The organism is Ruegeria sp. CK3, assembly GCF_056536565.1.
The window spans coordinates 229,361-253,147 of the sequence record NZ_JBQFPV010000007.1 but is presented as its reverse complement, the minus strand read 5'-3'; the positions used below and the strand labels follow the sequence as shown (position 1 = coordinate 253,147).

At 58.1% G+C, this 23,787-nt stretch carries 22 protein-coding genes and 1 pseudogene; 10 read left to right on the top strand and 13 right to left on the bottom strand.

Going from position 1 to position 23,787, the window contains the following annotated elements:
- Window positions 1–6: 6 nt before the first annotated feature.
- Complete coding sequence (locus ACR0C3_RS12265) at window positions 7–597, bottom strand: YceI family protein (protein WP_480758683.1); 591 nt, start codon at window positions 595–597, stop codon at window positions 7–9.
- A gap of 124 nt (window positions 598–721) precedes the next feature.
- Between ACR0C3_RS12265 and ACR0C3_RS12260 the strand changes: the two genes are divergently transcribed.
- Entirely contained in the window at window positions 722–1,303 is a 582-nt protein-coding gene (locus ACR0C3_RS12260) for a TetR/AcrR family transcriptional regulator (protein ID WP_480758682.1), read from the top strand.
- Window positions 1,304–1,717: 414 nt separating this feature from the next.
- On the opposite strand, the gene ACR0C3_RS12255 is transcribed toward ACR0C3_RS12260, so the two are convergent.
- The 6 genes and pseudogenes from ACR0C3_RS12255 to ACR0C3_RS12230 form a co-directional block, all read right to left on the bottom strand.
- Entirely contained in the window at window positions 1,718–2,416 is a 699-nt protein-coding gene (locus ACR0C3_RS12255; protein ID WP_480758680.1) for a helix-turn-helix domain-containing protein, read from the bottom strand.
- Window positions 2,374–2,577, bottom strand: a complete 204-nt coding sequence (locus ACR0C3_RS12250; RefSeq protein WP_480758679.1) for a helix-turn-helix transcriptional regulator — start codon at window positions 2,575–2,577, stop codon at window positions 2,374–2,376. The genes ACR0C3_RS12255 and ACR0C3_RS12250 overlap by 43 nt, the downstream gene beginning before the upstream one ends.
- A 75-nt stretch (window positions 2,578–2,652) precedes the next feature.
- Window positions 2,653–3,207, bottom strand: coding sequence for a hypothetical protein (locus ACR0C3_RS12245; protein WP_480758677.1), 555 nt, complete (start codon window positions 3,205–3,207; stop codon window positions 2,653–2,655).
- Between the two features lie 179 nt (window positions 3,208–3,386).
- Window positions 3,387–4,481 (bottom strand): annotated as a pseudogene (locus tag ACR0C3_RS12240) (tyrosine-type recombinase/integrase).
- Between the two features lie 254 nt (window positions 4,482–4,735).
- Complete coding sequence (locus ACR0C3_RS12235; protein ID WP_480758676.1) at window positions 4,736–5,302, bottom strand: tetratricopeptide repeat protein; 567 nt, start codon at window positions 5,300–5,302, stop codon at window positions 4,736–4,738.
- 30 nt (window positions 5,303–5,332) lie between these two features.
- Window positions 5,333–5,821, bottom strand: coding sequence for an Lrp/AsnC family transcriptional regulator (locus ACR0C3_RS12230; protein WP_480758674.1), 489 nt, complete (start codon window positions 5,819–5,821; stop codon window positions 5,333–5,335).
- 103 nt (window positions 5,822–5,924) lie between these two features.
- Between ACR0C3_RS12230 and putA the strand changes: the two genes are divergently transcribed.
- Both putA and ACR0C3_RS12220 read left to right on the top strand, forming a co-directional pair.
- Window positions 5,925–9,323 (top strand): bifunctional proline dehydrogenase/L-glutamate gamma-semialdehyde dehydrogenase PutA, encoded by a 3,399-nt coding sequence (putA, locus tag ACR0C3_RS12225; RefSeq protein ID WP_480758673.1) that lies wholly within the window; start codon window positions 5,925–5,927, stop codon window positions 9,321–9,323.
- Between the two features lie 42 nt (window positions 9,324–9,365).
- Window positions 9,366–10,109 carry a rhomboid family intramembrane serine protease gene (locus ACR0C3_RS12220; RefSeq protein WP_480758671.1) on the top strand — a complete coding sequence of 248 codons (744 nt, stop codon included), beginning with the start codon at window positions 9,366–9,368 and terminating at the stop codon, window positions 10,107–10,109.
- Window positions 10,110–10,215: 106 nt separating this feature from the next.
- On the opposite strand, the gene ACR0C3_RS12215 is transcribed toward ACR0C3_RS12220, so the two are convergent.
- Complete coding sequence (locus ACR0C3_RS12215; RefSeq protein WP_480758669.1) at window positions 10,216–11,001, bottom strand: inositol monophosphatase family protein; 786 nt, start codon at window positions 10,999–11,001, stop codon at window positions 10,216–10,218.
- Between the two features lie 98 nt (window positions 11,002–11,099).
- Window positions 11,100–12,005: a LysR family transcriptional regulator gene (locus tag ACR0C3_RS12210; RefSeq protein WP_480758667.1), complete on the bottom strand. Its 906-nt coding sequence runs from the start codon at window positions 12,003–12,005 to the stop codon at window positions 11,100–11,102.
- 94 nt (window positions 12,006–12,099) lie between these two features.
- On the opposite strand from ACR0C3_RS12210, the gene metF reads away from it, so the two are divergent.
- Together metF and ACR0C3_RS12200 are read left to right on the top strand one after the other, a co-directional pair.
- Complete coding sequence (gene metF, locus ACR0C3_RS12205; protein ID WP_480723007.1) at window positions 12,100–12,966, top strand: methylenetetrahydrofolate reductase [NAD(P)H]; 867 nt, start codon at window positions 12,100–12,102, stop codon at window positions 12,964–12,966.
- A 184-nt stretch (window positions 12,967–13,150) separates the two neighbouring features.
- Window positions 13,151–13,813 carry a J domain-containing protein gene (locus ACR0C3_RS12200; RefSeq protein ID WP_480758666.1) on the top strand — a complete coding sequence of 221 codons (663 nt, stop codon included), beginning with the start codon at window positions 13,151–13,153 and terminating at the stop codon, window positions 13,811–13,813.
- Between the two features lie 71 nt (window positions 13,814–13,884).
- Here the strand turns inward: ACR0C3_RS12200 and ACR0C3_RS12195 are convergent, their stop codons facing one another.
- A complete protein-coding gene (locus tag ACR0C3_RS12195) occupies window positions 13,885–14,403 on the bottom strand; it encodes a YHS domain-containing (seleno)protein (RefSeq protein ID WP_170643114.1) in 519 nt (172 codons plus the stop codon).
- A 229-nt stretch (window positions 14,404–14,632) separates the two neighbouring features.
- Between ACR0C3_RS12195 and yghU the strand changes: the two genes are divergently transcribed.
- Window positions 14,633–15,511, top strand: a complete 879-nt coding sequence (gene yghU, locus ACR0C3_RS12190) for a glutathione-dependent disulfide-bond oxidoreductase (RefSeq protein ID WP_480758664.1) — start codon at window positions 14,633–14,635, stop codon at window positions 15,509–15,511.
- A gap of 58 nt (window positions 15,512–15,569) precedes the next feature.
- Here the strand turns inward: yghU and ACR0C3_RS12185 are convergent, their stop codons facing one another.
- Complete coding sequence (locus ACR0C3_RS12185) at window positions 15,570–16,358, bottom strand: SseB family protein (RefSeq protein WP_480758663.1); 789 nt, start codon at window positions 16,356–16,358, stop codon at window positions 15,570–15,572.
- Window positions 16,351–16,938, bottom strand: coding sequence for a uracil-DNA glycosylase family protein (locus tag ACR0C3_RS12180; protein WP_480758661.1), 588 nt, complete (start codon window positions 16,936–16,938; stop codon window positions 16,351–16,353). The genes ACR0C3_RS12185 and ACR0C3_RS12180 overlap by 8 nt, the downstream gene beginning before the upstream one ends.
- A 237-nt stretch (window positions 16,939–17,175) precedes the next feature.
- On the opposite strand from ACR0C3_RS12180, the gene ACR0C3_RS12175 reads away from it, so the two are divergent.
- Genes ACR0C3_RS12175 through ACR0C3_RS12160 form a run of 4 tightly spaced genes read left to right on the top strand, consistent with a single transcriptional unit; the run spans window position 17,176 to window position 21,732 of the window.
- A complete protein-coding gene (locus tag ACR0C3_RS12175; RefSeq protein WP_480758660.1) occupies window positions 17,176–17,835 on the top strand; it encodes an ABC transporter ATP-binding protein in 660 nt (219 codons plus the stop codon).
- A complete protein-coding gene (locus ACR0C3_RS12170; protein WP_480758659.1) occupies window positions 17,813–19,381 on the top strand; it encodes a KpsE/RkpR family capsule polysaccharide export protein in 1,569 nt (522 codons plus the stop codon). Before ACR0C3_RS12175 ends, ACR0C3_RS12170 begins: the two co-directional genes overlap by 23 nt.
- Before the next feature lie 5 nt (window positions 19,382–19,386).
- A complete protein-coding gene (kdsA, locus tag ACR0C3_RS12165; RefSeq protein WP_480758657.1) occupies window positions 19,387–20,220 on the top strand; it encodes a 3-deoxy-8-phosphooctulonate synthase in 834 nt (277 codons plus the stop codon).
- Window positions 20,221–20,235: 15 nt separating this feature from the next.
- Complete coding sequence (locus tag ACR0C3_RS12160) at window positions 20,236–21,732, top strand: phosphomannomutase/phosphoglucomutase (RefSeq protein WP_480758656.1); 1,497 nt, start codon at window positions 20,236–20,238, stop codon at window positions 21,730–21,732.
- 28 nt (window positions 21,733–21,760) lie between these two features.
- Here ACR0C3_RS12160 and ACR0C3_RS12155 read toward each other — a convergent pair whose 3' ends face one another.
- On the bottom strand, window positions 21,761–23,707 hold the full coding sequence (locus ACR0C3_RS12155; protein WP_480758655.1) for an AsmA family protein: 1,947 nt from the start codon (window positions 23,705–23,707) through the stop codon (window positions 21,761–21,763).
- Window positions 23,708–23,787 lie beyond the last annotated feature (80 nt).

Here is a 23,787-nt window from a genome sequence, read left to right as displayed (position 1 = left end):
CACGCATCATTCAGCTTTTAACGCTTCGATATTGATCAAGAGCTCTATCTCGTCGCTCACAGCAGGTGCAAAGGCCCCAAGTCCGAATTCAGACCGTACGATAGTCGCCGTGGCAGCCAGCCCCAAGGTCGGCGTGCCCTCTTTTGGGCCAAACGGGTATGGCGCTGACTTGTTGAGCGTTGTTTCCAGAACAACAGGCTTGGTGACGCCATTCATGGTCAAGTCGCCAGAAATATCCGCGGAATTGTCACCGGTCACTTCAATGCTGGTTGAGGCGAATGTGACCACGTCACCGTCGTTCGCGCTGAAAAAGTCATCGGACATGAAGTGTTGCAAACGGGCATCCCAGCCCGTGATCATGGATTTTACAGGCATAGACACTGTGACAGACGACGCAGACGGATCATCTTCGTTGAACTCTATCTCGCCGCTAAAACCTGAGAACATGCCAAATGTTTCTGAGAACCCGATGTGGTCGTAGCTGAACAATACCTGGCTGTGTCCAGGATCCAGCTCGTAGGTGCCACTCTCGGACAATGCGGTTGTCGCGCCCATCGATAAGAGTACCGCCAGCGGGGTTGCTGCCACTTTGAACATTGATACGCTCCCATTTTGACAAGACTTGTTAGCGGATTTGAGTATTGAGCTTTAGTTATTAGCTGATCATACTTATAGAACAAAATGTTTTATAACGCAACAAAATGTTCTACAGGAGGGGCGGTTGAAAGAAGATCCCAGGCTGATCGCCACACGGCAGGCCGCGCTTGATGCGGCGCAAAGGATACTGAGGGATGAGGGTGTACTGCACGTAACTCATGGCGCGGTTTCAAAGGCAACGGGTATTTCGCGGAGCACACTTTACAGGCACTGGCCAGATGCGCGCAGTCTACGTGATGCAGCATTCAGGCGCATCGCAACACCGCCGAACATACCACCCAAAACCGATGGCCCGCTGCGATCTGACCTGCGCTGGCTACTCGGCGTACTGATGGGAGCTTTGAATGACACACCATGGGGCCAAATCGCGCCTCAGGTGGTCGCTGCTGCGTCCACCGACGAAGAAGCGCGGTTGGTGATCACTGAATTCATGAAAGACAGGTTCGCAAGTGTTGAAGCAGTATTTGCAGCCGCAATAGACCGCGGTGAGATCGCCACGGATGTTCCGGTTGAACAGCTTATAGAACTAGCAGTCGCGGCACCTTATTTCCGCAAGCTCATACGTCACGAAGCACTGGACGAGGATTGGTTGGATCGACATGTTGATCTGCTTTGCAGTATCGCGAAAACCAATTCGGGACAGTAACCTTCGCCTGACTTTGAAATCAATGCGACCTGCAACTGGCGCGAGATTTCGACAGAAATATAATTTATGATCAATAACCTGTCCAGCCAATTCCTCATAGCTGCTGCTTCAAATAGTCCCGACGAAGGTTCGCTATGATCGTTCGTTGAGGTTTGCAAAGTCCGCGTTCTGCGCTTCGCAGACATTTGTTGACAAGTCAGCATCGCGAAAGGCGATCACACTTTTTAACGTCTGCTTTTAACATTCCATTATGGAACCGTTGCAAGTGCCTAGAACGACCGGTTTCCGCTCCAATTCGGTTTGCCCCCCCCCTTAAAATTTCACGCGGAAAAATTTGACTACCCCCGCCGGTCCCGTGGATTGGACCTCCCAACTTTTGATACCCCCCTTCCCAAACTTGGCTGGAATTTAGGACTATGTGACACCAATGCTCTGTCCCTTACTCAACACGACATCACTAAAGAACCTAACGTACCGATCAATTTCTTCTTGTCTGGGAAAACGGGTCGGCAATGCGATGCTGTCGTTCTTTCTCAGCATCTGCAAAAGCGACCCAAAGTCGAAGACCGTGTTGGCAGTGATAAACGCTTCCCACTCATGAAGGATCTGATTGTCATCTTCGGAGAACCAAAGATATCCGCCAAGCCCGGTCGCAACGGTCACGTTTTCTTTGTTCCTTCCTATATTCTTATAAGGCGCGCCAAGTTTGTCGTCTTCGCACGACACGGTTGTCGCCCTACGACGCGCGTTGGTGTCGCGATGAGTGTCGTGTTCAAGGCTGTTTTTGGGGACCGTGATTTGGAACATGCGCCTAACACCACGCCTGCGTACACGCCGGATCCAGCCGAACATCTCGAGCTCCTGAAGGTAACGTTGGATACTGCGATTGTGGACACCAAACCGGTTTGCCAAGGTAGCATTGCTCGCCCAAAAGCAACCGCTTTCTTTGGACACAAACTCGTCGCAGACAAAAGATGCGAAGTGTTTGGTCCGCCGTGCCCACTGATCAGTAGCGTGAACGCGTTTCTTCCATTCAAAACGATATTTGGAGAATGGGGCTATCCGAGACATCAATTCGTTCCCCCCAAGCCCTCGCTCCGCGATGTCATCCATGCATCGAGGTCAGAGCGCTTGTACCGGATCGAACGAAGACCGATCCGAATAAACCTTGGCCCGGCGACAGCGCCAATTCCCATACGCAGTTTTACGAGATAGCTTTCACTGATACCAGTGTATTGAGCGGCCTCCCGGGCCGTCAGATAGTGTACCTGCATAGCGTTGCTCCTTTAAATACGTCTGGGAACAACAATGAAACAATTGGTGTAGGTGTCATGGGTCGTGCAAAAGAATTAGTTTTCTTTACGCCCCACATACTTTCTCCAACTTCGAAAAGCTGAAGTCGGCAGTTCTTCTATTCCAAAGAGATCAAACATATCGCTCAGAAAGCGGTAGAACGGACCGCTTTCGTTCATCGCTTTGGGAACTCTTATTGTCCCCGGATGGCGCTCACAGAGCCCGACGCAAGCTGCCACCAAGCGCCAGGCCTCAATTGCCTTCTTGCCAAACGGTGCACCGTGCGCGGCGGTCGCTTCAGCGTCTTCAATCAAATCCAAAAAGTGGCGAAGCCTCTTAAAAAACTCTCCTTTTGCCAACATCGCCTTCCAGTGTGGAGTTTCTTTCAGTATGTCGGTGAACGTATCCTCGTGATAGCCGGTGCTTCGATCCTCATTCATCAATCCGCTTCTTTGGAGAGCTCCAACACGAAACGCATCGAGTACGGGTATCGGAAGGCGGTCCAAGATTTTATCTGCTTCATTCAAACGTGTTCTCAGTTTAGCGAGGTCTTCCAATACAAGTTTGGGTGACCAAAACTCATCGAGTTCATGGGCTTGGTCGAATACCAAGTAGTGCGCTATCCACCCAAAGCTCTCATCGTCAAAACATTCTTATTTATCAAAGTGTTTTCTAAGGAGTCGAATTAACTCGATACGGAACTCGTTGGGGCCAGGCTCGAATTCGTCTTGGTCTGGTATATCAAGTTCGAGCAATTCTGGATCGATCGGCCAGATCCAATCTCGCTCACTCATCGCAACCCACCGTTTTTGCCCATAGCCCTGTGTTCCAATTCCCGACACACAGTATCCATTGCCGGCCTGAGTGCGTCGAGCGACGGTTTTACGTAGCGCTGACCGGTGATCGATAGTGGCGTGTGGTTGAGCAGGCGGCCAACGATTTCCTCCAATATCCCGGCCTCCATGGCGACTGTGGCAAATGTTCGACGATGGGCATGACACGACCATTGCATGCGCTCAGGCCCCTTTAGATGACCACTGAGCGATCTCGGCGACGGAAACACCCATTTCCGATACAGGCCGCGCACGGGTGCGAGTATCTCGTGATGCGCCTGCAGGATTGGGAGGTCGAAACTCCGGCCGTTCTTGGTCATCAGCAAGTGGATGTGATCTTCGTGGATATGTTTCCACTCCAGCGTCAACGCCTCGGTCTTGCGAAAGCCGGTAAACAGGATCAACTTGTAAAACACCTTGTGGATGGGATTGTGGAGCGCTGCCACTGTCTGGCACCAAGCTCTCAGATCCTCGATGACAGATCCGTTCGGCTTCTCCTCATACCACTCAATGGCCATTGTCGGACTTTCCGGGAGCTCATGGACCCGCCGGGCGTGGTTCCAGACGGTCCGAAAATACTTCAAAGTGTGATTTGCCGAGGACGGTGTCGCTGCCCTGGACCTGTGACGATCGACAACCATGGATTTGGTGATCTCGTCCAAAGGCAGGCGCAGCCAATCTTTCAAATGAAGCTCGAACTGGTGCCGCACTCCGGATCGGTGGGCCTCAGACCGAAGCTTGGGACGTGCCAAATAGGTTTCCATGGCCGTCTCAAGCGTGGGTGCTCCAATCTGCAGCTGCCTGCCTGCTCCCCTGCCCCAGTCCACCGCGAAACCCAAAGCAGTTTGTCGTGCGACGTCCGCAGAAATCAGTGGGTAGCGCCCAATTAAAACCCGTCGTGTTTGCCCTCCAATGTCTTTCTGGAAGTATCAGGTTTTCGACTGTTTCCCCACGAAGAGAACAAGCCCCCTGATCTCGCTGTCCCAATGCTTAGCGGTACCGCTTTTTGTCTGCGGCCCCTTGCGCGCGAATGTCTCTGTGAGCTTTGGCATTTTATCGGCTATTTGTCGGAAAAGGCATGATAGAAGACGCTACCACATAGTACGAGCTGCAACACATTATTGTACTAAATCAAAGGTATATAAACTACACAATACTCAGTGAAATTAATCTTCGTTGCTTGGAAGGGAGGGGCTTTACCACTAAGCTATACCCTTTCAGCGTTTGGGTTGAGCAATCCAAGCATCTGGGGGCGTCAAGAACCGAAATCACGCCGGGCGTGCATTTCCTTGGGGCGGTGGGTCTGTCAGATATCCTCGCCCGGCGGCTCCAGCGCGCCGCCCGGTTCTAGCAAGGCCCGCTCGGACAGCCATGGGTTCAGCTCAAGGGCCGCAGTCAGGGCAGAACGGGCCTCATCCAATCTCCGCAGGCCCAGCAACGTCAGGGCACGGCCGCTCATGGCCGCGATGTGATTTGGGGATAGCTCCAGCGCCCGATCCAGATCAACCAAAGCTGAAGGGAAGTCTTGCCGAAGGAAATTGACGAAGGCACGTTGGTTATACCCTTCGGCATAGTTCGGGCAGTAGACCACCAATTCATCGAGCTCCTGCAAAGCGCCCAGAAGATCCGATGCCTCGCGCCGCGCCATGCCACGATCCAAAAGCGTCTGAGCGCGCAGATCGGGCGCATCGGTCCACAACTCCCACATCTGGTTGGAGATCCCGCGCGCTTCGGACTGCGACTCGGCCTGTTGAATTTGCGCAATTAGCGCGCCCATTCCTTCCGAATGGTCCGGTGCAGACGGGCAGGATTGCGCCAAAGCGGGCGTTGCAAGCCAAAGGGCAATGACAGGGCCTATGAACGTGCGGGTCATAGACCAAGTGTGACGCACAATCCGCTTTGGTCAAGGTTCGCGGTCGATGCCGCCCAGCAACCCGGTTTCCTTCACCGCCTCCATCGCAACAAAGGTCGAGGTATTGGCCACATGCGGCAGGGATGAGATCTTCTCGGCCAGCACCGCGCGGTATTCTGACATGGACCCGGTGCGGACCTTCAGCAGATAGTCGAAATTCGACGCGATCATATGGGCTTGTTCGATCTCGGCGATCTTGCGGACGGCGGCATTGAACTCGGCCAGCGCTTTTTCCCGCGTGTCAGTCATGCGCACCTCGACAAAGGCCACGTGATCTAGCCCCAACCGGATCGGATCCAACATTGCTCGGTATCCTGTAATCACCCCATCTGCCTCAAGCCGCTTCAACCGTGCCTGGGTCGGCGATTTCGACAACCCGATCCGCCGCGCCAGATCCGCGACCGAGATGCGCCCGTCTTCGGCCAGAGCCTGCAGAATCGCGCGATCAAAGCGGTCGAGGTTCGGAAAGTCCATTTGCATCGAAATACCGTCAAAAATCAGTTCGTTTGACCTGTGTATGTCAAAACTTGGTCCGTTGTCCCGAAAAAATGCGCGTATACTGATAAAAACGCCCGGAGGAACAATGTCTCACAGCCTGCGCACATCCATCGACACCCACACCTATGCCGATCAATCGACCGTTCTGCAGGCATTGACCCACCAGGCAGACCTGTCCGAGGCGGACCGTCGCGCCATCTGCGACGCGGCGGCCCAATTGGTCCGCGATATCCGGTCCAGCACCTCGCCCGGCATGATGGAGGTGTTTCTGGCTGAATACGGCCTGTCCACTGACGAAGGCGTGGCGCTGATGTGTCTGGCCGAGGCGCTTCTGCGAGTACCCGATGCAGATACGATTGATGCGCTTATCGAAGACAAGATCGCGCCCTCGGACTGGGGCAAACATTTGGGGCAGTCCTCATCCTCGCTGGTCAACGCCTCGACCTGGGCCTTGATGCTGACCGGCAAGGTGTTGGATGAGGGTAAGGCCTCGCCCGTCAGCGCCATCCGCGGGGCGATCAAGCGGCTGGGTGAACCGGTCATCCGAACCGCTGTTGGACGCGCGATGAAGGAGATGGGACGTCAGTTCGTTCTGGGCGAGACGATTCAATCGGCCATGGAACGCGCCAGCGGGATGGAGGCCAAGGGCTACACCTACTCCTACGATATGTTGGGCGAAGCGGCCCGGACCGAGGCCGACGCCGCCCGCTATCACCTGTCCTATTCGCGCGCCATCGCCGCCATTGCCGAGGCGTGCACTCATGACGACATCCGCGCCAATCCCGGCATCTCGGTCAAGCTGTCCGCCTTGCATCCGCGCTATGAGCTGGCGCAGGAGGCGCGGGTCATGGATGAGCTTGTCCCCCGCCTGCGCGCGCTGGCCCTTCTGGCCAAAGCTGCTGGCATGGGCCTGAATGTGGATGCTGAAGAAGCCGACCGGCTGTCCCTGTCCCTGCAAGTCATAGAAGAGGTCATGGCCGAGCCTGCCTTGGCCGGTTGGGATGGGTTCGGCATCGTGGTTCAGGCTTACGGCCCGCGCGCCGGATTAGTTCTGGATACTCTTTACGACATGGCCCAACGCCATGATCGCAAGGTGATGGTGCGGCTGGTCAAAGGCGCCTATTGGGATACGGAGATCAAGCGCGCGCAGGTCGAAGGTGTCGATGGCTTCCCAGTCTTCACCCGTAAGGCCGCGACCGATGTCTCGTATATCGCCAATGCCCGCAAGCTGCTGGGCATGACCGACCGGATCTATCCGCAATTTGCCACGCATAACGCTCATACTGTCAGCGCCATCCTGCATATGGCCGAGGGGCAGCCTTTTGAATTCCAGCGCCTGCACGGGATGGGCGAAACGCTGCACGGGCTGGTTCTGGACAAGCACAAAACCCGTTGCCGCATCTACGCGCCGGTCGGCGCGCATCGCGATTTGCTGGCCTATCTGGTCCGGCGTCTGCTGGAGAACGGCGCGAACTCATCCTTCGTGAACCAGATTGTGGATGAGGCCGTCCCACCGGAAGAGGTCGCCACTGATCCGTTCAACGCGATTGAGACACCGCCCGCGCCTCTGCCCACCGGGCCAGAGCTGTTTTTGCCCGAGCGCCCCAACTCTAAGGGCTTTGATCTGCACCACACACCGACGCTGGACCAGATCGACGCAGCGCGGGATCGGTTCCAAGCAACTGATTGGCGCGCGGAGCCTTTGCTGTCCGAGGACGCGAAACCCATGGCTGAAGAGCCGGTGATTAACCCGGCCAAACCACAGGACAAGCCCGGCACAGTTGCACCGACCAGTACTGCGGATTTGGGGCTTGCCCTGGCCTCGGCCAGCCCATGGCAAGCCCGGGCAGAGCAACGCGCCAAAGCTCTGAACGCAGCCGCCGACCTGTATGAGGCCCATTTCGGAGAACTCTTCGCCCTTCTGGCACGCGAGGCGGGGAAATCCCTGCCCGATGCCGTTGCCGAGCTGCGCGAAGCGGTGGATTTCCTGCGCTACTACGCGGCGAACATCCCCGATGCCAAACCGGCTGGGGTCTTCACCTGTATCAGCCCGTGGAACTTCCCCCTGGCGATTTTCACCGGACAGATTTCGGCGGCTTTGGCAACCGGCAACGCCGTCCTCGCCAAACCCGCGCCGCAGACGCCTCTGATCGCGCATCGCGCGGTGCAGCTGTTGCACGAGGCCGGAGTTCCCCGCGATGTGTTGCAACTGCTGCCAGGCGGACCAGAGGTCGGGGCCGCGCTCACCTCGGATGCGCGCGTCTCGGGCGTGGCGTTCACCGGATCGACGGCGACGGCGTTGAAAATCCGCTCGGCCATGGCGCAGAACATGCGACCCGGTACGCCGCTCATCGCCGAGACTGGCGGATTGAACGCGATGATCGTAGACAGCACAGCGCTGCCGGAACAGGCGGTGCAGTCCATCATCGAAAGCGCGTTTCAATCAGCTGGTCAGCGCTGTTCGGCCCTGCGCTGCCTCTATCTGCAAGAGGATATCGCCGAGGATGTTTTGACCATGCTCAAGGGCGCGATGGACGCCCTACAAGTCGGAGATCCATGGCTGATCTCAACCGATTGCGGGCCGGTCATTGATTGGGCTGCGCGTCAGGGGATCGCGGACCATGTCGCGAAAGCCCGTGCAGAAGGGCGCGTTCTGAAAGAGCTCAACACGCCGCCCGAGGGGACGTTCATTGCCCCCACCCTGATCGAAATCGGTCGCATCGCCGATCTTGAGCGTGAAATTTTCGGCCCGGTTCTGCATGTCGCTCGCTTCAAAGCGCAAGAGATCGACGCGGTGATCGCCGACATCAACGCCACTGGCTACGGGCTGACCTTCGGCCTGCACACCCGCATCGACGACCGGGTTCAGCATGTGACCGAGGCGATCCACGCGGGAAATGTCTATGTGAACCGCAACCAGATCGGCGCCATCGTGGGATCTCAACCCTTCGGAGGTGAGGGGCTTTCGGGCACTGGTCCCAAAGCGGGTGGGCCGAACTACATGGCCCGGTTCTGCGCTCCGGATCGTCAGAGCACCTCAGAGACATGGCAGGCAACTGCGGAATTGCCCGCGCCGAAAGGGCAACCCGCCCCGGTTCGAACCCAAACCCTGCCCGGACCTACGGGGGAATCAAACCGGTTGTCTGAATTTGCCCGGCCTCCGCTGTTATGTCTCGGCCCCGGCGAGAGCGCTGCTCGCGCTCAGGCAGATGCGGTTTTGGCTTTGGGTGGGACGGCGATTGAGGCGACGGGCATGCTCGACCTGCATCGTTTGGAAAACCTGACCGACTTCGCGGGCGTTCTGTGGTGGGGAGACGAGGAAACCGCCCGTCAGATCGAACAGCATCTGGCGCGGCGCGACGGGCCGATCCTGCCCATGATCCCCGGCCTGCCGGATCGTACGCGGGTCTTGGCGGAACGCCATGTCTGCGTCGACACAACAGCGGCGGGCGGCAATGCGGCGCTGTTGGGTGGTGCGGCATAACCTAACCTTGACGCTGGGCCCGGAAAAGCCCAGCGTCGCGCCATGTTTCCGATCCGAGATCACAACCCCTCGGGGCGCACGCCCTATGTTGTCTACGCCCTGATGGCGGCGAATATCCTGATCTTCATCAGCTATGTCGGGATCATGGACAACGCACGGGTGCTTCAGCAGTTCTATTTCGACTACGCAATCATCCCCGCCCGCAGCGCCGAGGGGCTGGCGCCCGAGACCTTTGTGACTTCGATGTTCCTGCATGGCGGCTGGATGCATCTGGCGGGCAACATGCTGTTTCTGTGGATTTTCGGCGACAATCTGGAAGACGAAATGGGCCACTTGCCCTTTCTTCTGTTCTACATTGTCGCCGGGATCGGAGCCGGGCTGATCCACGTGATCACCGCACCAGACTCGGTAGTGCCCACAATCGGAGCCTCCGGGGCGATTGCTGGCGTAATGGGCGGGTACCTGCTGCTTTTTCCCAAAGCCCGCGTGGATATTCTGCTTATACTGATCGTCTATTTCCGAGTCTTTAGCATCCCGGCCTTCGTGATGCTCGGGGTCTGGCTGGCCCTGCAGTTTTTCGGCAGTCTTTCCAGCAACCCCGACGAAGGCGGAGTTGCCTATTGGGCGCATACCGGTGGGTTCTTCGTGGGGCTGATCCTGTGCATCCCGCTCTGGCTGAAACGCGGCGGGCCTGCGTACTGGGACCGCACGCACGGCCACCCACCTCACCCCGAAACGAAATACAAGCTGTCGCAATCCCGCATCCCGCGCGTGCCGCGCAGGTAAAGGCGTTTAAAGCGTTTTGCGTTTTATCTGAGGCAAAGTGGTCGAAATGCGCGTTCGACCAAAGGGAGAGGCAGCGTATTTCGATTCAAATCAAACGCAAAGCGATCTAGCCTCGGATTACCTTAGCAAAGCTGTCAAAAATTGGCTCGTTGGCGCAGATGACCTCGCCATCTTCCAGAATGCTACCTTCGGGGTTCAAGGGCTGAGCCAGTCCACCGGCCTCTTTCACGATGATGATCCCGGCGGCCAAATCCCAAGCGTTCAGGCGGCGCTCCCAAAAACCCTCGTAACGACCAGCCGCCACATAAGCCATGTCGAGCGCAGCAGCGCCCCAACGGCGCACGCCAGCACAGGCGGGCATCAGACGCGCCAGATCCTGCAGCGTGGCAGGCAGATCCGAGCGGCCACCGAAGGGCAAACCGGTCGAGAAAACAGATTCGATCATGCGGTGACGGCCCGAGACGCGGATGCGCATATCGTTCATCCAGGCACCCTCGCCTTTTTCGGCAAAGAACATCTCGTCCTTGGCGGCGTCGTAGATCACACCGGCGACGATTTTACCTTTGTGCTCCAGCGCGATCGAAATCGCCCAGTGCGGCAACCCGTGCAGGAAGTTGGTGGTGCCGTCCAGCGGATCGACGATCCAGCGGCGGGTTGGATCCTCGCCGTCAATCGCGCCGCCCTCTTCGGCCAGCCAGCCATAGGTCGGACGCGCGCCCAGCAGTTCCTCTTTCAGGATGGCCTCGGCGGCGATATCGGCCTTGGACACGAAATCGCCCGCGCCCTTCATCGACACCTGCAGGTTCTCGACTTCACGGAAATCCTTGACCAGAGACCGCCCCGCCTTGCGCGCGGCTTTGATCATGATGTTGAGATTTGCACTGCCAACCATTGTGAAAAGGCTCCTGTCCGGTCAAACCGCGCGTATACTGATGCAATGCGCCCTTGCCAAGAGGAATGATGCGCATAGCAGACCTTAGCGAAACGCCGCTACTGCGCCTGCAACTTCCGCGCCTCGTCTCGCGCCAGTTTGACCAGCTCTTGCACGAAAGGTTTTCCCAGATCTTCAGTGCGGACAGCGGCATAGAGACGACGTGTAATCCCTTCTTTTGTCAGCGGGCGGGTGACGTAGTCCGAATTATACTTGACCTCACGCACGACCCAATCCGGCAAGACAGAAATCCCTCGATTTGAGGCGACAAGCAGCAGGATCACGGCGGTTAGTTCGACCTGACGGATGCTAGCCGGTTCAACACGCGCCGGGATCAGCAACTGGCTGAACACGTCCAATCGCGTGCGCTCGACGGGATAGGTGATCAGGGTCTGACCGCGAAAATCCTCGGCCTCGATGAAGTCTTTCTCGGCCAGCGGATGGGAAGATGCGGCGACGAACACCGGGTTATAGTCGAACAACTCCACGAACTCGACACCCGGCAGGTCTTCGGGGTCAGAGGATACCACCAGATCAACCTCCTCCTTCTGCAAGGCAGGCAGCGCGTCGAACGCGAGGCCAGGGCGGATATCCACGTCGACATCGCCCCAGGATTTGCGGAAGGACTCCAACACTGGAAATAGCCATTCGAAACAGGCGTGGCATTCGATCGCAATATGCATCCGACCCGTGCGGCCATCGCGCAGGGATGAGAACTCATGCTGCGCGGCCTCGACCTGAGGCAGAATCTGCTCGGCCAGCCGCAACAGACGCAGACCCGCCGCCGACAGCTTCATCGGCTTGGACCGACGCAGGAACAATTCGACCCCGGCTTGATCCTCCAGCCCCTTTATCTGGTGGCTCAGCGCCGATTGGGTGATGTTCAGCTGATCGGCCGCACGTGCAAGGCCGCCACAGTCATGGATCGCCTTGATGGTGCGCAGGTGCCGGAATTCGATGTGCATTTGAAGTAAAGCTCATGTTGTTCTTGAGGAATATGAGTTTGTCTCACAATGCGTACCGTGCGACAAGACCCTCAGTTGATCCTGAGAGGCCGCAATGACCAAACCTGAAATCTCATTCGAGTTTTTTCCACCCAAAACGCTGGAGGCCTCATTCCGGCTGTGGGATACGGTGCAGACGCTGGCCCCTCTGGAGCCCCGGTTCGTTTCGGTCACCTATGGCGCCGGCGGCACGACGCGCGAGCTGACGCGCGATGCAGTCGCGACTTTGCACAAGTCATCGGGCCTGCCGGTCGCGGCGCATTTGACTTGTGTCGATGCTTCACGTCAGGAAACGCTGGATATCGCAGACACCTTCGCCCGTGCCGGTGTCGAGAACATCGTCGCATTGCGGGGCGATCCGCCAAAGGGTCAGGATAGGTTTGTCCCTCACCCCGAAGGTTTTGCCAACTCTGTTGAATTGATCGAGGCCCTCGCAGAAACCGAGATGTTCAGCATTCGGGTTGGTGCCTATCCCGACATTCATCCCGAAGCACGGGATACGCGGGCCGATATCGACTGGCTAAAGGCCAAGCTGGACGCGGGCGCCGATGAAGCACTGACGCAGTTCTTCTTCGAGGCCGAGACCTTCTTCAGGTTCCGTGATGCCTGTGTCAAAGCCGGGATCGATAAGCCGATCGTACCGGGCATCCTGCCGATCGAAAACTGGAAAGGCGCGCGCGCCTTTGCCCAGCGCTGCGGCACACGGATACCCGATTGGGTCGATCATGCCTTTGAAAAAGCCCTGCGTGATGATCGCGAGGATCTGCTGGCTACGGCCCTTTGCACCGAGCTGTGTTCGGACCTGCTGGAGGGCGGTGTGGACAAGCTACACTTCTACACCCTGAACCGGCCCGAGCTGACCCGCGACGTGTGCTTCGCCCTTGGGATCACCCCGAAAGCCGAACTGCAGAACGTCGCCTGATCCCTGTCGACAAAGACGAAATGCCCGCGGCATCCGAAAGCGCGGGCATTTTGCTTTGCCGCTGGAACAATGTCTGCACGGCCAGATCATTGTTCCCCGCAACTGGTTCAATCTTGAGAAGAATTTGACAAAATCGTGACCGTACTCAAACTGGTCTCGTGTACGTTAATGAGTGTTTTTGAGTATGAAACCTGTCGATAAGATCGCAGCGCGAAACAGCGCGCTGGCGGACCTAGGGTTGTCCCCCTCTGCCAGTTCCGACGAAATCCGCGAAGCTTGGCGCAATATTGCCTTCCGGGCGCATCCGGACCACATGCCGGGGGATTGCGAAGATTTCTCGCGCGCCAAGACAGCCTATGACTTTCTGCGCAAACAGGGGTTGGGCGCAAAAAGCGCATCGGGCCCGCAAACGCCTAAGCGGCCGCGCCTCAAAAAGCGTGTGATCGAGTTGCCGCCCGAGGACATCTCCGCCTGCAAATCCATACTGAGCCCGACGCAAGCGCTGCCGAATATGGCCGGTTCGCCATCGCCTCGGGACGCAGATGTCGAACCGGCCGCATCAGACCATGTGCCCGATGCCGTCGGATGCTATGGCCGCCACTTGACCTTTTTCGTGGCAACGCCGGTCACCGAAGGGGCGAACCGCATCGCCCTTCCGACCTCGGTGCTGAGCAACAGACGGCATGTCGAGACCGAGATTCTGAGCTTCAAGTCCAACAACGCCGGCCCGGGCGAGGTGGTGATTCCTGACACCATTTGCGAACGCAAATTTCCGGGGGCAAAGAGTGTCCGTATCCGGTTCGAAGCCAACCAGGACATGATCGACGAATTCTGGCTGGCTGGATAGTCAGCCAGAAAAAAGCCCGGCTCAGTGGAGGGGAGCCGGGCTTAATTTTCTTCATGCTATTGTTGACGCGATCAGTTGCTGACCGGACCTTCCGAGGTGAATTTCGGGATCACGCTGGTCGATGCGTCTGCGCTTTCGATACCGGGCCAGTTGCCTTCGGCCAGGTTGATGTTGCCGGGGATGTCCTCTTCGAAGAAGCCCACAACAACGTCGGTGATATTCAGGTATAGCTTGTCATCAACGATGCGCCACAGGTTCGGGTTTGCCGGAACCTTGCCGCCTTTTGAGACGCCATAGGCGCAATGCCCGTCATACTGAGGCGCGTAGTAGGCCGGGTTCTCAAGAAACTTATCGCGGTTCTCCTCCGATGCAAAAGCCCAAGTTGCGCCGTTGTATTCCGCCGTGATGTCGGCATTGCCGCGTACACCTTCTGGCTGCGACGTCCCCACCGGTGCCTGATCAAGGCCGCGATAGGCGACAACATCATAGCCAGAGACCGCAAATCCGGTTCCGTCGACATATTGGGGGCCTGCAAAAGCAGGAATTGCCAGAGCCATGGCCGCAGCAAAAGACAGGGCAAAACGTTTCATGTGGTCATTCCTTTTTCGTGTATCGGGGGCGCCGTTTGGCTGACACGACAAACAATAAGCGATTCTGAGGCGCTTCGTAGGGCCGCTCGCGCCGGTGTGACCATCAACGAGATTTCGTGAGAGAATTATTACAGTTTCCCGCGTCAAGCGGGGTTGGACTCGGGGAATTGCAACATTAGCTGTTAGCGCATCGGCTTTGCGGCCCTGCGATTTGCAAGAAAGGCATCAGATGAGCGATCAATCCACTTACACTCCCCCCAAAGTCTGGACCTGGGACAGCGAAAGCGGCGGGCGCTTCGCCAATATCAACCGACCCATCGCCGGCGCAACCCATGACAAGGACCTGCCCATTGGCCGCCACCCCATGCAGCTCTATTCGCTGGCAACACCCAATGGCGTCAAAGTGACCGTCATGCTCGAAGAGCTTTTGGCGTTGGGTCATGAAGGCGCCGAATACAATGCGTGGCTGATCAATATCGGCGAAGGGGACCAGTTCAGCTCGGGCTTTGTCGAGGCGAACCCGAACTCGAAAATCCCGGCGCTCTGGGATCGGTCAGGTGATGCTCCGGTGCGCGTGTTCGAAAGCGCCTCAATCCTGTTCCATCTGGCCGAAAAGTTCGGAGCGTTCTTGCCCGAGTCAGGCCCGGAGCGGACCGAGGTGATGAACTGGGTGTTCTGGCAGATGGGCAGCGCGCCTTATCTGGGCGGCGGGTTCGGCCATTTCTACGCTTACGCGCCCGAGAAATGGGAATACCCGATCAACCGCTTTGCCATGGAGGCCAAGCGCCAGCTGGACGTGCTGGACCGTCAACTGGCCGAAAACACCTATATTGCAGGCGAGGATTACTCGATCGCAGATATGGCGATTTGGCCTTGGTACGGGCAGCTGGTGCTTGGACGTCTTTATGATGCAGCCGAGTTCCTCGATGTGGAATCCTATGAAAACGTCAAGCTTTGGGCCAAGGCGATTGACGCGCGTCCGGCCGTAAAGCGGGGCCGCATGGTCAACCGCGCGTTTGGCGAGCCCCACACGCAGCTTCATGAACGTCACGAGGCCAGCGACTTCGAAACCCGCACGCAGGACAAGCTGGAAGCGGCAGCGGATTAATCTCTTCGAGGTTCGTTCGGGACATTTGGCGCGGTGCAAAAGACTGCACCGCGCTTTTTTATTTAAGGATCGGCGGGTTCTCGGGATCGCTACCGGGCACAGGCCGGGTCAAGTTTCGGGCCTCGGGTTGCGGTAGGTCGAACCGCAAACCAACCTTCGCCAGAGACGCGGCAGCGGGGGCTTCTGGTGCAAAAAACCCGACATCCATCGCTCCGGCTTCGATCCCCGAAAAGGTCAACGCCTCGGACGCAGCCTTGGCCAGCGCTGATTGCGCCCTGTCCACAGCCCCGACAAAGCCCAGCAAGTGACCCGAAGCCCCGGTTTCGGATTTGGTGCCGACCAGATAGGCCTCCTGCGCCAGACCAACCGCAATCGACAGCTTCGTATCCAGCGCGCGCAACAGGGTCTCCGGCAGGCCGGTCGGAGGCAAAAACTCGGCCAGTTTCTCTTCGACCTCGGCGGGCGCATGTTCCAGCGTTGTCGCCAGCCAGCCCAGCGCCTCGGACGGGATCAGCATCGAGGATGGCGCGACCTCGAGGTTCAGGCCCAGACCAATCCCCTGCCCCGCCAGCATCGAAGACAGGAAACGCCCGGAAAGCGCCGCGTATGGAACCGGACGTCCGGCAAACTGCGCTAACCGATCCTCGCGATCAAAGGCCAATACGAAGCGGCCATCGGCCACGTCGAACAGCTCGGGTGAGATATTCTCGCCCTGCGCCTCTTCGGTCAGCATCAGGAACAATTCACTATCGGCCAGCCGCTCAAAAAAGCGAAGCCGGGCGGCATCGTCCTGCGGAGCGGCTTCCATCGCGGTATGCGCTGTGTCCAGCGCCGTTGCTTCAGTCATACAGAACCTCTCGCACCCGTGCCCGCAAGGCCGGCAGCAGGTCGGTCTCGAACCACGGGTTTTTCTTGATCCATGCCGTATTGCGCCAGGACGGATGAGGCAAGGCAAAGATGTGCGGCGCGTGGTCCCGCCAATTGCGGACCGTCTCAGTGACCGAACTGCGCACTCCAAGATGGTACTTATGTGCGTGACCCCCGACCAACACGGTCAGAGGGACCGGACCAAGCGCCTGAACGACCCGGTCATGCCAGGTTTTACGGCACAAGGCGGGCGGCGGAAGATCCGCTTTGCGGTCGTCATATCCAGGAAAGCAGAAGGCCATGGGCACAATGGACAGACGATCCCGATTGTAAAACACCCCCTCGTCGATCCCCAACCAATCCCGCAAGCGATCCCCCGACGGGTCTGTAAAAGGCCGCCCCGACTCATGTACCCGTGCGCCCGGAGCCTGCCCCGCAACCAGGATCGGAGTGCCAGCGCGGAACCAGACGACAGGACGCGGCGCGTGCTGCGTCGCGGTTTGCGCGAACGCATCCGCACACAGCCGACAGGCCGAGATTTCCTTTTGCAGATCACTCATAGCCGCTGTCTTGCCCCGAAATCATGAGAATCAAAGGATGATAGCCACCCTCGAACTTGCCGCCAAAACATCTTTTCGTGTCGATGTTTGCCACGATGTGATCTGCACTTTGCGAAGGTGCATTGATCATTTGTTTCATAATTCGACATAATGTAGCCAACATGAAACGATAGACTTCGCATCCAAACGCTCACCAAAAAGAGCGATCAAACCAAAGGATTGAGCAGCAGGCCAAGCATGCTTGAGTTCGAGAATGTCAGTAAATCCTTCTGGACGGGGACGCGCCGCAAGGTGATCCTCGACCGGGCTTCGTTCCGGGTCGAACTCGGGACGTCGCTGGGTGTGCTTGCGCCGAATGGGACGGGAAAAACCACTCTGATCAATATGATGGCGGGTTTGGAAAAGCCCGATGAAGGGGTCATCCGGCGTGAGTGCAAGGTGTCTTTCCCGATGGGGTTTACCGGTGGTGTCTCCTCGAAGATGTCCGCGTTGGAGAACGCGCGCTATATCGCCAAAATCTACGGTATGGACCCCGATTATGTAGAAGCCTACTGCAGCTGGCTGTGCGGTCTGGGCGAGTATTTCAACCAACCTCTTGCCACCTATTCGTCGGGCATGAAGGCCAGATTCACCTTTGCGCTGATGCTGGCACTGGACTTCGACATGTACCTGATTGATGAGGGCATGCCCGCGTCCACGGATGTGGAATTCAACCATAAGGCCGGCACTATCCTGCAGGAACGGTTGCGCACGACGACGCTGGTCATCGTGTCGCACAGCCCCGCAACGCTGGAGAAATTCGTGAAACAGGCGGCCGTTTTGGTCGACGGCCAGCTGCGCATGTTTGAAACCTTGGAAGAGGCAAAGCAGTTATATGACTACGAAACCCAAGGTTAGAAAATACAACTGGCGCCACAAGGGGCAATCAGACACCTCGCCCGAGGCCCGCTCGGACGCGATGTCGCGCATCCGCAGCGCAACGCAGGCCTCGTCAGGCGAAACGCAGCCCGGAACCGAGCTGGACGATATCAAGCGCGAAGGCCTGACCGGTCGGCAATTGCGTATCGCCCGGCGTTTGGCCAGCAAACACGGTCTGGCGGCGACTTCGGACTATGACGCGGTGCGCCTGTTGCGCAAGAAGGGCTTTGACCCATTCAGGCGCAGCAATTTGCTGGAACTGGCCTCGGCCACTGCTTCGGCGAAAACGGATAGTGACGAAACGGCAGCCGTCCAGTTGCCGCAACCGGTGAGCGAGGCTCCTCAGACCCTACCCGGACCTGAGATGAGCCCGGCCGAGCGGCGCGATCGCGAAATCGGTCAGATCCAGAAGGACATTGCCCTCCGCCGAAAGAAAAAGCTGGCGGCGCTGTTTGCGCGGCTCGCGGTGTTCGTTTTTCTGCCAACCTTTGTGGTGGGGTACTATTTCTACCGGGTTGCAACACCGATGTACGCTAGCGATTCAGCCTTTTCGATCCTGCAAGCGGACGGCGGAGGCGGAACGATTGGCGGCCTGTTGAGCGGAACCCAATATGCAACCGCGCAGGATTCGGTTTCCACCCAGGAGTTTCTCGAATCCAAGGACGCATTAGAGCGGTTGGAACGGGACATGGGCTTTTCCCAGATCTTCAAGCAGGAATGGATCGACCCGATCCAGAGGCTGCCTCAGGACGCCAGTCTGGAAGACACCCACAACCTGTATAAACGTATGGTGACCATCGGGTATGACCCAAGCGACGGGATTGTTCGGATGGAAGTCGCAGCCCCCGAACCTGAAATCGCTGTCGAACTGTCGCAACGCCTGATCTCTTACGCCGAAGAGCGGATCAACAGCCTGTCCGGCCTTAAGCGCGAGGATCAAATGCGCGATGCGCGGGAAGGGTTCGAGGCAGCGCAGTCAGAACGGCGCAAAGCTCAGGAGGCACTAATCGAGTTGCAGCTGCAGGGTGCTTTGCTGGACCCTGAAAACGTCATCGCCGGTCTACGCGGTCGGATCAATGAGATCGAGGTCGCCATTCAGGATAAAGAGCTGGAACTGGCCGCCCTGCAAGACAACCGCCGACCAAACCAGGCCAAGGTCGATGGGGTCAGTGCAGATATCGCCCGCCTGGAAGTTGTCCTGGCGGAGTTGAACGCCGAGATGCTGGACGCATCCGCAGGCGAAAACTCGCTGGCGCGGTTGAGCGTCCGAATCCAGATGGCGCAGGCCGATCTGGCAGCGCGTGACATGATGCTGCAAACGGCAATGCAGCAAATGGAAACCACGCGGTCTGAGGCGAACCGCAAAGTGCGGTACCTGACGGTTTCGGTGAACCCTGTGGAGGCGCAGGATCCAACTTATCCAAGGAAGTTCGAAAATACGATTTTGGCTTTCCTGTTGTTTGCTGGTATCTACCTGATGATCTCGCTTACCGCGTCGGTCCTTCGTGAACAGGTATCCTCGTAAGACACATGAAACATGTAAAAATCTCCGACCTGACGGTCGGCAATGACCTTCCTCTGACCATCATTGCCGGCCCCTGCCAGCTTGAGACGGCAGACCACGCCCAGATGATTGCGGGCGCCATGAAAGAAGCCTGCGACGCGGCCGGGGCGCAGTATGTATTCAAGGCGTCTTATGACAAGGCGAACCGAACCTCTTTGTCCGGCAAGCGCGGAATGGGGATTGATGCGGGGCTGAAGGTTCTGGATGACATCCGCCGCACAATGGGCATTCCAGTGCTGACCGATGTCCACACCGAAGCCCAATGCGCCATCGCGGCCGAGGCCGTCGATATTCTTCAGATACCCGCTTTTCTGTGCCGCCAGACCGATATGCTTTTGGCGGCGGGCGCAACTGGGAAGGCCGTGAACGTCAAAAAAGGCCAATTCCTCGCCCCTTGGGAAATGGGCAACATCGTCGACAAGATCGCAAGTACCGGGAACCAGAACATTCTGCTGACAGAACGCGGAACCTCGTTTGGGTACAATACTCTGGTGGCCGATATGCGTGGCCTGCCGCAAATGGCGAAGACGGGCTATCCGGTCGTGATGGACGCGACGCATTCGGTTCAACAGCCGGGTGGCAAGGGTGGCTCCTCGGGTGGGCAGCGCGAGTTTGCGCCGGTGATGGCGCGCGCCGCCGTATCGCTGGGAATCGGAGCGGTGTTCATCGAAACCCATCAGAACCCCGACACAGCACCGTCTGATGGCCCCAACATGATCCCGTTGGATCAGATGCCCCATCTTGTTGACACATTGATGCGTTTTGATGCGCTGGCCAAAGCGAACCCGATTCAGATTTAACGATTGAGACCAGTTATGACCAAACCTATTCCCGAGGTGACGCCAAACACCTGGAGCTTTCTCCGCGACCCGATGATCAAACCCACCGGGTTTCGCGAATATGATGCACGCTGGAAGTACCCTGATGAGATCAACCTGCCGGGCATGACCGCCCTTGGTCTTGGGGTCGGTACTCAGATGCACAAACGCGGCATTGCGCCGGTCATCGCTGTTGGTAACGACTACCGCGACTATTCTCTGGCCATCAAGAACGCGTTGATCCTTGGCCTGATGCAGGCAGGTATTCAGGTAAAGGACATCGGCCCTGCCCTCAGCCCAATGGCTTATTTCGCGCAGTTCCATCTGGACGTTCCGGCGGTGGCGATGGTCACCGCCAGCCACAACCCCAACGGCTGGACCGGGGTTAAAATGGGTTTCGATCGACCGCTGACCCACGGCCCGGACGAGATGTCCGAGCTGCGCGACATCGTGCTGAATGGCGAGACAGTGGCGCGCGAGGGCGGCTCGTATGAATTCGTAGACGGCGTGAAAGAGGCCTATATCGACGATCTGGTCGGTGATTTCAAAATGTCCCGCCCGCTTAAGGTGGTTTGCGCCACGGGTAATGGCACTGCCTCGGCATTTGCACCCGAGATTTTTGAGCGGATCGGTGTTGAGGTTGTGCCCAGCCACAACGAACTCGACTACACGTTCCCGAACTACAACCCGAACCCCGAAGCCATGGAGATGTTGCATGACATGGCGGATGCGGTGAAATCCAGCGGTGCCGATCTGGCCTTGGGATTTGACGGCGACGGCGATCGCTGCGGTGTGGTCGATGACGAGGGCGAAGAGATCTTCGCCGACAAAGTCGGTGTCATCATGGCCCGCGATCTGGCCAAGCTGCATCCCGGCGCGACCTTCGTGGCCGACGTGAAATCGACTGGCCTGTTCGCCAGCGACCCGGAACTTCAGTCCCTTGGCGTCAAGGCGGACTATTGGAAAACCGGCCACAGCCATATGAAACGTCGGGTCAAAGAGATCGGAGCCCTCGCAGGGTTCGAGAAATCCGGCCACTACTTCCTCGCCGAGCCTGTTGGGCGCGGATATGACTGCGGGATGCGCGTGGCGGTGGAAATCTGCAAATTGATGGACCGCAACCCGGGTCAGAGCATGTCCGACCTACGAAAGGCCCTGCCCAAGACGTGGTCCACCCCGACCATGTCGCCCTACGCGGCGGATACCGAGAAATACGATATCCTGCAGCGTCTGGTGGACAAGCTGGTTGCCAAGGCCGACGCCGGCGATAGCTTCGCGGGTCGCGCCATCAAAGAGGTCGTCACCGTCAACGGCGCGCGCGTCATTTTGGACAATGGCAGCTGGGGTCTGGTGCGGGCCTCGTCGAACACCCCCAATCTGGTAGTTGTCTGCGAAAGCAGCGAAAGCGAAGCAGAGATGCGGGCGATCTTTGCCGATATCGACGCTGTGATCCGGACCGAGCCCGGCGTCGGCGACTACGACCAAACAATCTAAATGAAAGGGGCGCCGATGTGCGCCCCGATCAATCCCCTCCGAACAGCTTGAGCAAGCCTTTCTTGGCTTCTTCCTCTAGCTTGTCCTTCAGCACATCTTCGATTTGATCAGTGTCTGTGATGGTCGTGTCCAGCTCTGATCCGACCTTTTCCAGAACCTTGGATTTAGCGTCGTTTTCCAGATCTTTCAGCTTTCCTTCCGCCGCTGCCTCGATGACCTTTGTCAGGTCCGGACGGATCGAAGGGTCACTCCACGGACCGACAATACGCACAGGCACAGCGATCCCTTCGCCTGAATTGGCGCGCAATGCGACCGGCGTGAACAGATAGTCGATATCGCGCGCACCGATCCCAACGCGCCCCGCGCCATCCGCTCTGAAATTATCCAGCGACATGAGCAGGTCGTTATTCGTCAGATTGCCGCCATCCATCGTGAAACTGGCCGTCAGGCTGTTGAACACCGTGGTCCCTCCGGACCCTTCGCCGCGCCCCATCAGCCGGTTCAGGTCGAAGCCGGAGATCACGCCTTTCCCGACCGCAATATCGCCCTTTCCAGACAGCGACCGCATGATCGCGTCCTCGGTCTGTCCCACGCCCAGAAACTCCAGCGAGGCCGAGGCAGTACCTGTCAGCCTTTCAACTCCTCCGAGCGTCGACAGCGCCTGCTGCACATCAATCCCTTGAGCTTTGAAATTTCCACCGACGGACAGGCCGTTGCGATTGTTGGCCACCACTTGCCCGTTCAATTTCCCGGAAAACAGGGTCGCGGGTTGCATTTTCAGAACCGCACGCGATCGGTCGAGGTTGAGCGTCAGGTCGCTTCGTCCAAGCGTCATATCCGGCACGGCGATGGAGGACGCGGTCAGTCGAATCGACCCGTTCGCCAAACCCAGCGCCGACGCGTCGATGGGTGTCGTCGACCACCCGTCGCTGGCAGAGCCACCTCCACCTCCGGATCCTGTATCGACGGTGTCTGCAAAGGTTGAAAAATCCAGATCCCCGGCCCGCAACCGGGCTGTGATCTGTGGAGGGTCGGAAATCACGATATCGGCCTCGCCATCGAACCGGTTGTGATCCAACACGGCGGTCATGTCTCGCAAAGAGATGCGACCGTCTCGCGTGTAGGTCATCCGCCCCGATACATCTGCCACGCGCCCAAGACCATTGGGCACCGCCACGCCCGCTTGACCGAACGCGGCCAGCATAGCGTCGGTATTGCTGGTCTTGACCTCGGTCATGCCGTCCATCTCTCCTTCGATAGTGGCGCGCCCGTTGAAGGCGATACGCCCGCCCGGTGCTGTCATCGAAAGCTCTAGCGGCGCAGCGGCGCCCGAAGAAAAGGCTGGAAGATCAGGTAGTTTCAGATTCACCTGAACAGTGCCACCGGGCACGGCCATATTGGCCTCCATAATCATAGGGGCCGAGACATCCGGCCATTGCGCCGAGAGGTTGACGTCCCGAAAATTCCACTTGGTCGCTCCGTTTTCGATAAAGATCAGGCGCGCGTTGCTGAGTTCCAGTCGGTCGAGCGTGATCGGTTGCGTGGCCTGAGGCGCGGGCGCTGTTCCTCCGCTGGAACTAGGTGCAGAGGTGGGTTCAGTCAGTTCCCAATTGCCCCGGCCGTTGGCGTATTCCAGCCGCAGAACAGGGCTGTCAGCAAAGACCCGTTTGATCCGGATCTCGCCGCCCCACAGCGCCGCCGCATCCACACCGAAAGACAGGCTTTCAGCGCTCAGCATCGGCTCAGACCCCGCCCAATCAGCGTTGCCGAAGGTAACTGGCCCAGTTTCAAGGCCCAGAACTGGCCAGAATGAGATCGAAACATCGCCCGAGAAGGTCAGGTCACGCCCCGTTTCCGCCTTGACCTGTTCGGCCAGAAGCGCCCCCAGCTTGTCGCCGGGCATCAACAAAAGCGCGCCCACAACAAGGCCCACAACGGCCACCAAGATGAACAGGATACGCGTAAGCCATTTCATCGAACTGCTCTCCGCCTTTTTTGGCTTGTGTTTGGGGTATCATTCAAACCCACGGCCGCATTTGCAAGGGGAACCAATCC

Excerpts from the sequence above, each read along its gene's own strand:
- ACR0C3_RS12265 (WP_480758683.1), bottom strand. The coding sequence starts at position 597 with ATGTTCAAAGTGGCAGCAACCCCGCTGGCGGTACTCTTATCGATGGGC.
- ACR0C3_RS12255 (WP_480758680.1), bottom strand. The coding sequence starts at position 2,416 with ATGGATGACATCGCGGAGCGAGGGCTTGGGGGGAACGAATTGATGTCT.
- ACR0C3_RS12250 (WP_480758679.1), bottom strand. The coding sequence starts at position 2,577 with ATGCAGGTACACTATCTGACGGCCCGGGAGGCCGCTCAATACACTGGT.
- ACR0C3_RS12235 (WP_480758676.1), bottom strand. The coding sequence starts at position 5,302 with ATGACCCGCACGTTCATAGGCCCTGTCATTGCCCTTTGGCTTGCAACG.
- ACR0C3_RS12230 (WP_480758674.1), bottom strand. The coding sequence starts at position 5,821 with ATGCAAATGGACTTTCCGAACCTCGACCGCTTTGATCGCGCGATTCTG.
- putA (WP_480758673.1), top strand. The coding sequence starts at position 5,925 with ATGTCTCACAGCCTGCGCACATCCATCGACACCCACACCTATGCCGAT.
- ACR0C3_RS12220 (WP_480758671.1), top strand. The coding sequence starts at position 9,366 with ATGTTTCCGATCCGAGATCACAACCCCTCGGGGCGCACGCCCTATGTT.
- ACR0C3_RS12215 (WP_480758669.1), bottom strand. The coding sequence starts at position 11,001 with ATGGTTGGCAGTGCAAATCTCAACATCATGATCAAAGCCGCGCGCAAG.
- ACR0C3_RS12210 (WP_480758667.1), bottom strand. The coding sequence starts at position 12,005 with ATGCACATCGAATTCCGGCACCTGCGCACCATCAAGGCGATCCATGAC.
- metF (WP_480723007.1), top strand. The coding sequence starts at position 12,100 with ATGACCAAACCTGAAATCTCATTCGAGTTTTTTCCACCCAAAACGCTG.
- ACR0C3_RS12200 (WP_480758666.1), top strand. The coding sequence starts at position 13,151 with ATGAAACCTGTCGATAAGATCGCAGCGCGAAACAGCGCGCTGGCGGAC.
- ACR0C3_RS12195 (WP_170643114.1), bottom strand. The coding sequence starts at position 14,403 with ATGAAACGTTTTGCCCTGTCTTTTGCTGCGGCCATGGCTCTGGCAATT.
- yghU (WP_480758664.1), top strand. The coding sequence starts at position 14,633 with ATGAGCGATCAATCCACTTACACTCCCCCCAAAGTCTGGACCTGGGAC.
- ACR0C3_RS12185 (WP_480758663.1), bottom strand. The coding sequence starts at position 16,358 with ATGACTGAAGCAACGGCGCTGGACACAGCGCATACCGCGATGGAAGCC.
- ACR0C3_RS12180 (WP_480758661.1), bottom strand. The coding sequence starts at position 16,938 with ATGAGTGATCTGCAAAAGGAAATCTCGGCCTGTCGGCTGTGTGCGGAT.
- ACR0C3_RS12175 (WP_480758660.1), top strand. The coding sequence starts at position 17,176 with ATGCTTGAGTTCGAGAATGTCAGTAAATCCTTCTGGACGGGGACGCGC.
- ACR0C3_RS12170 (WP_480758659.1), top strand. The coding sequence starts at position 17,813 with ATGACTACGAAACCCAAGGTTAGAAAATACAACTGGCGCCACAAGGGG.
- kdsA (WP_480758657.1), top strand. The coding sequence starts at position 19,387 with ATGAAACATGTAAAAATCTCCGACCTGACGGTCGGCAATGACCTTCCT.
- ACR0C3_RS12160 (WP_480758656.1), top strand. The coding sequence starts at position 20,236 with ATGACCAAACCTATTCCCGAGGTGACGCCAAACACCTGGAGCTTTCTC.
- ACR0C3_RS12155 (WP_480758655.1), bottom strand. The coding sequence starts at position 23,707 with ATGAAATGGCTTACGCGTATCCTGTTCATCTTGGTGGCCGTTGTGGGC.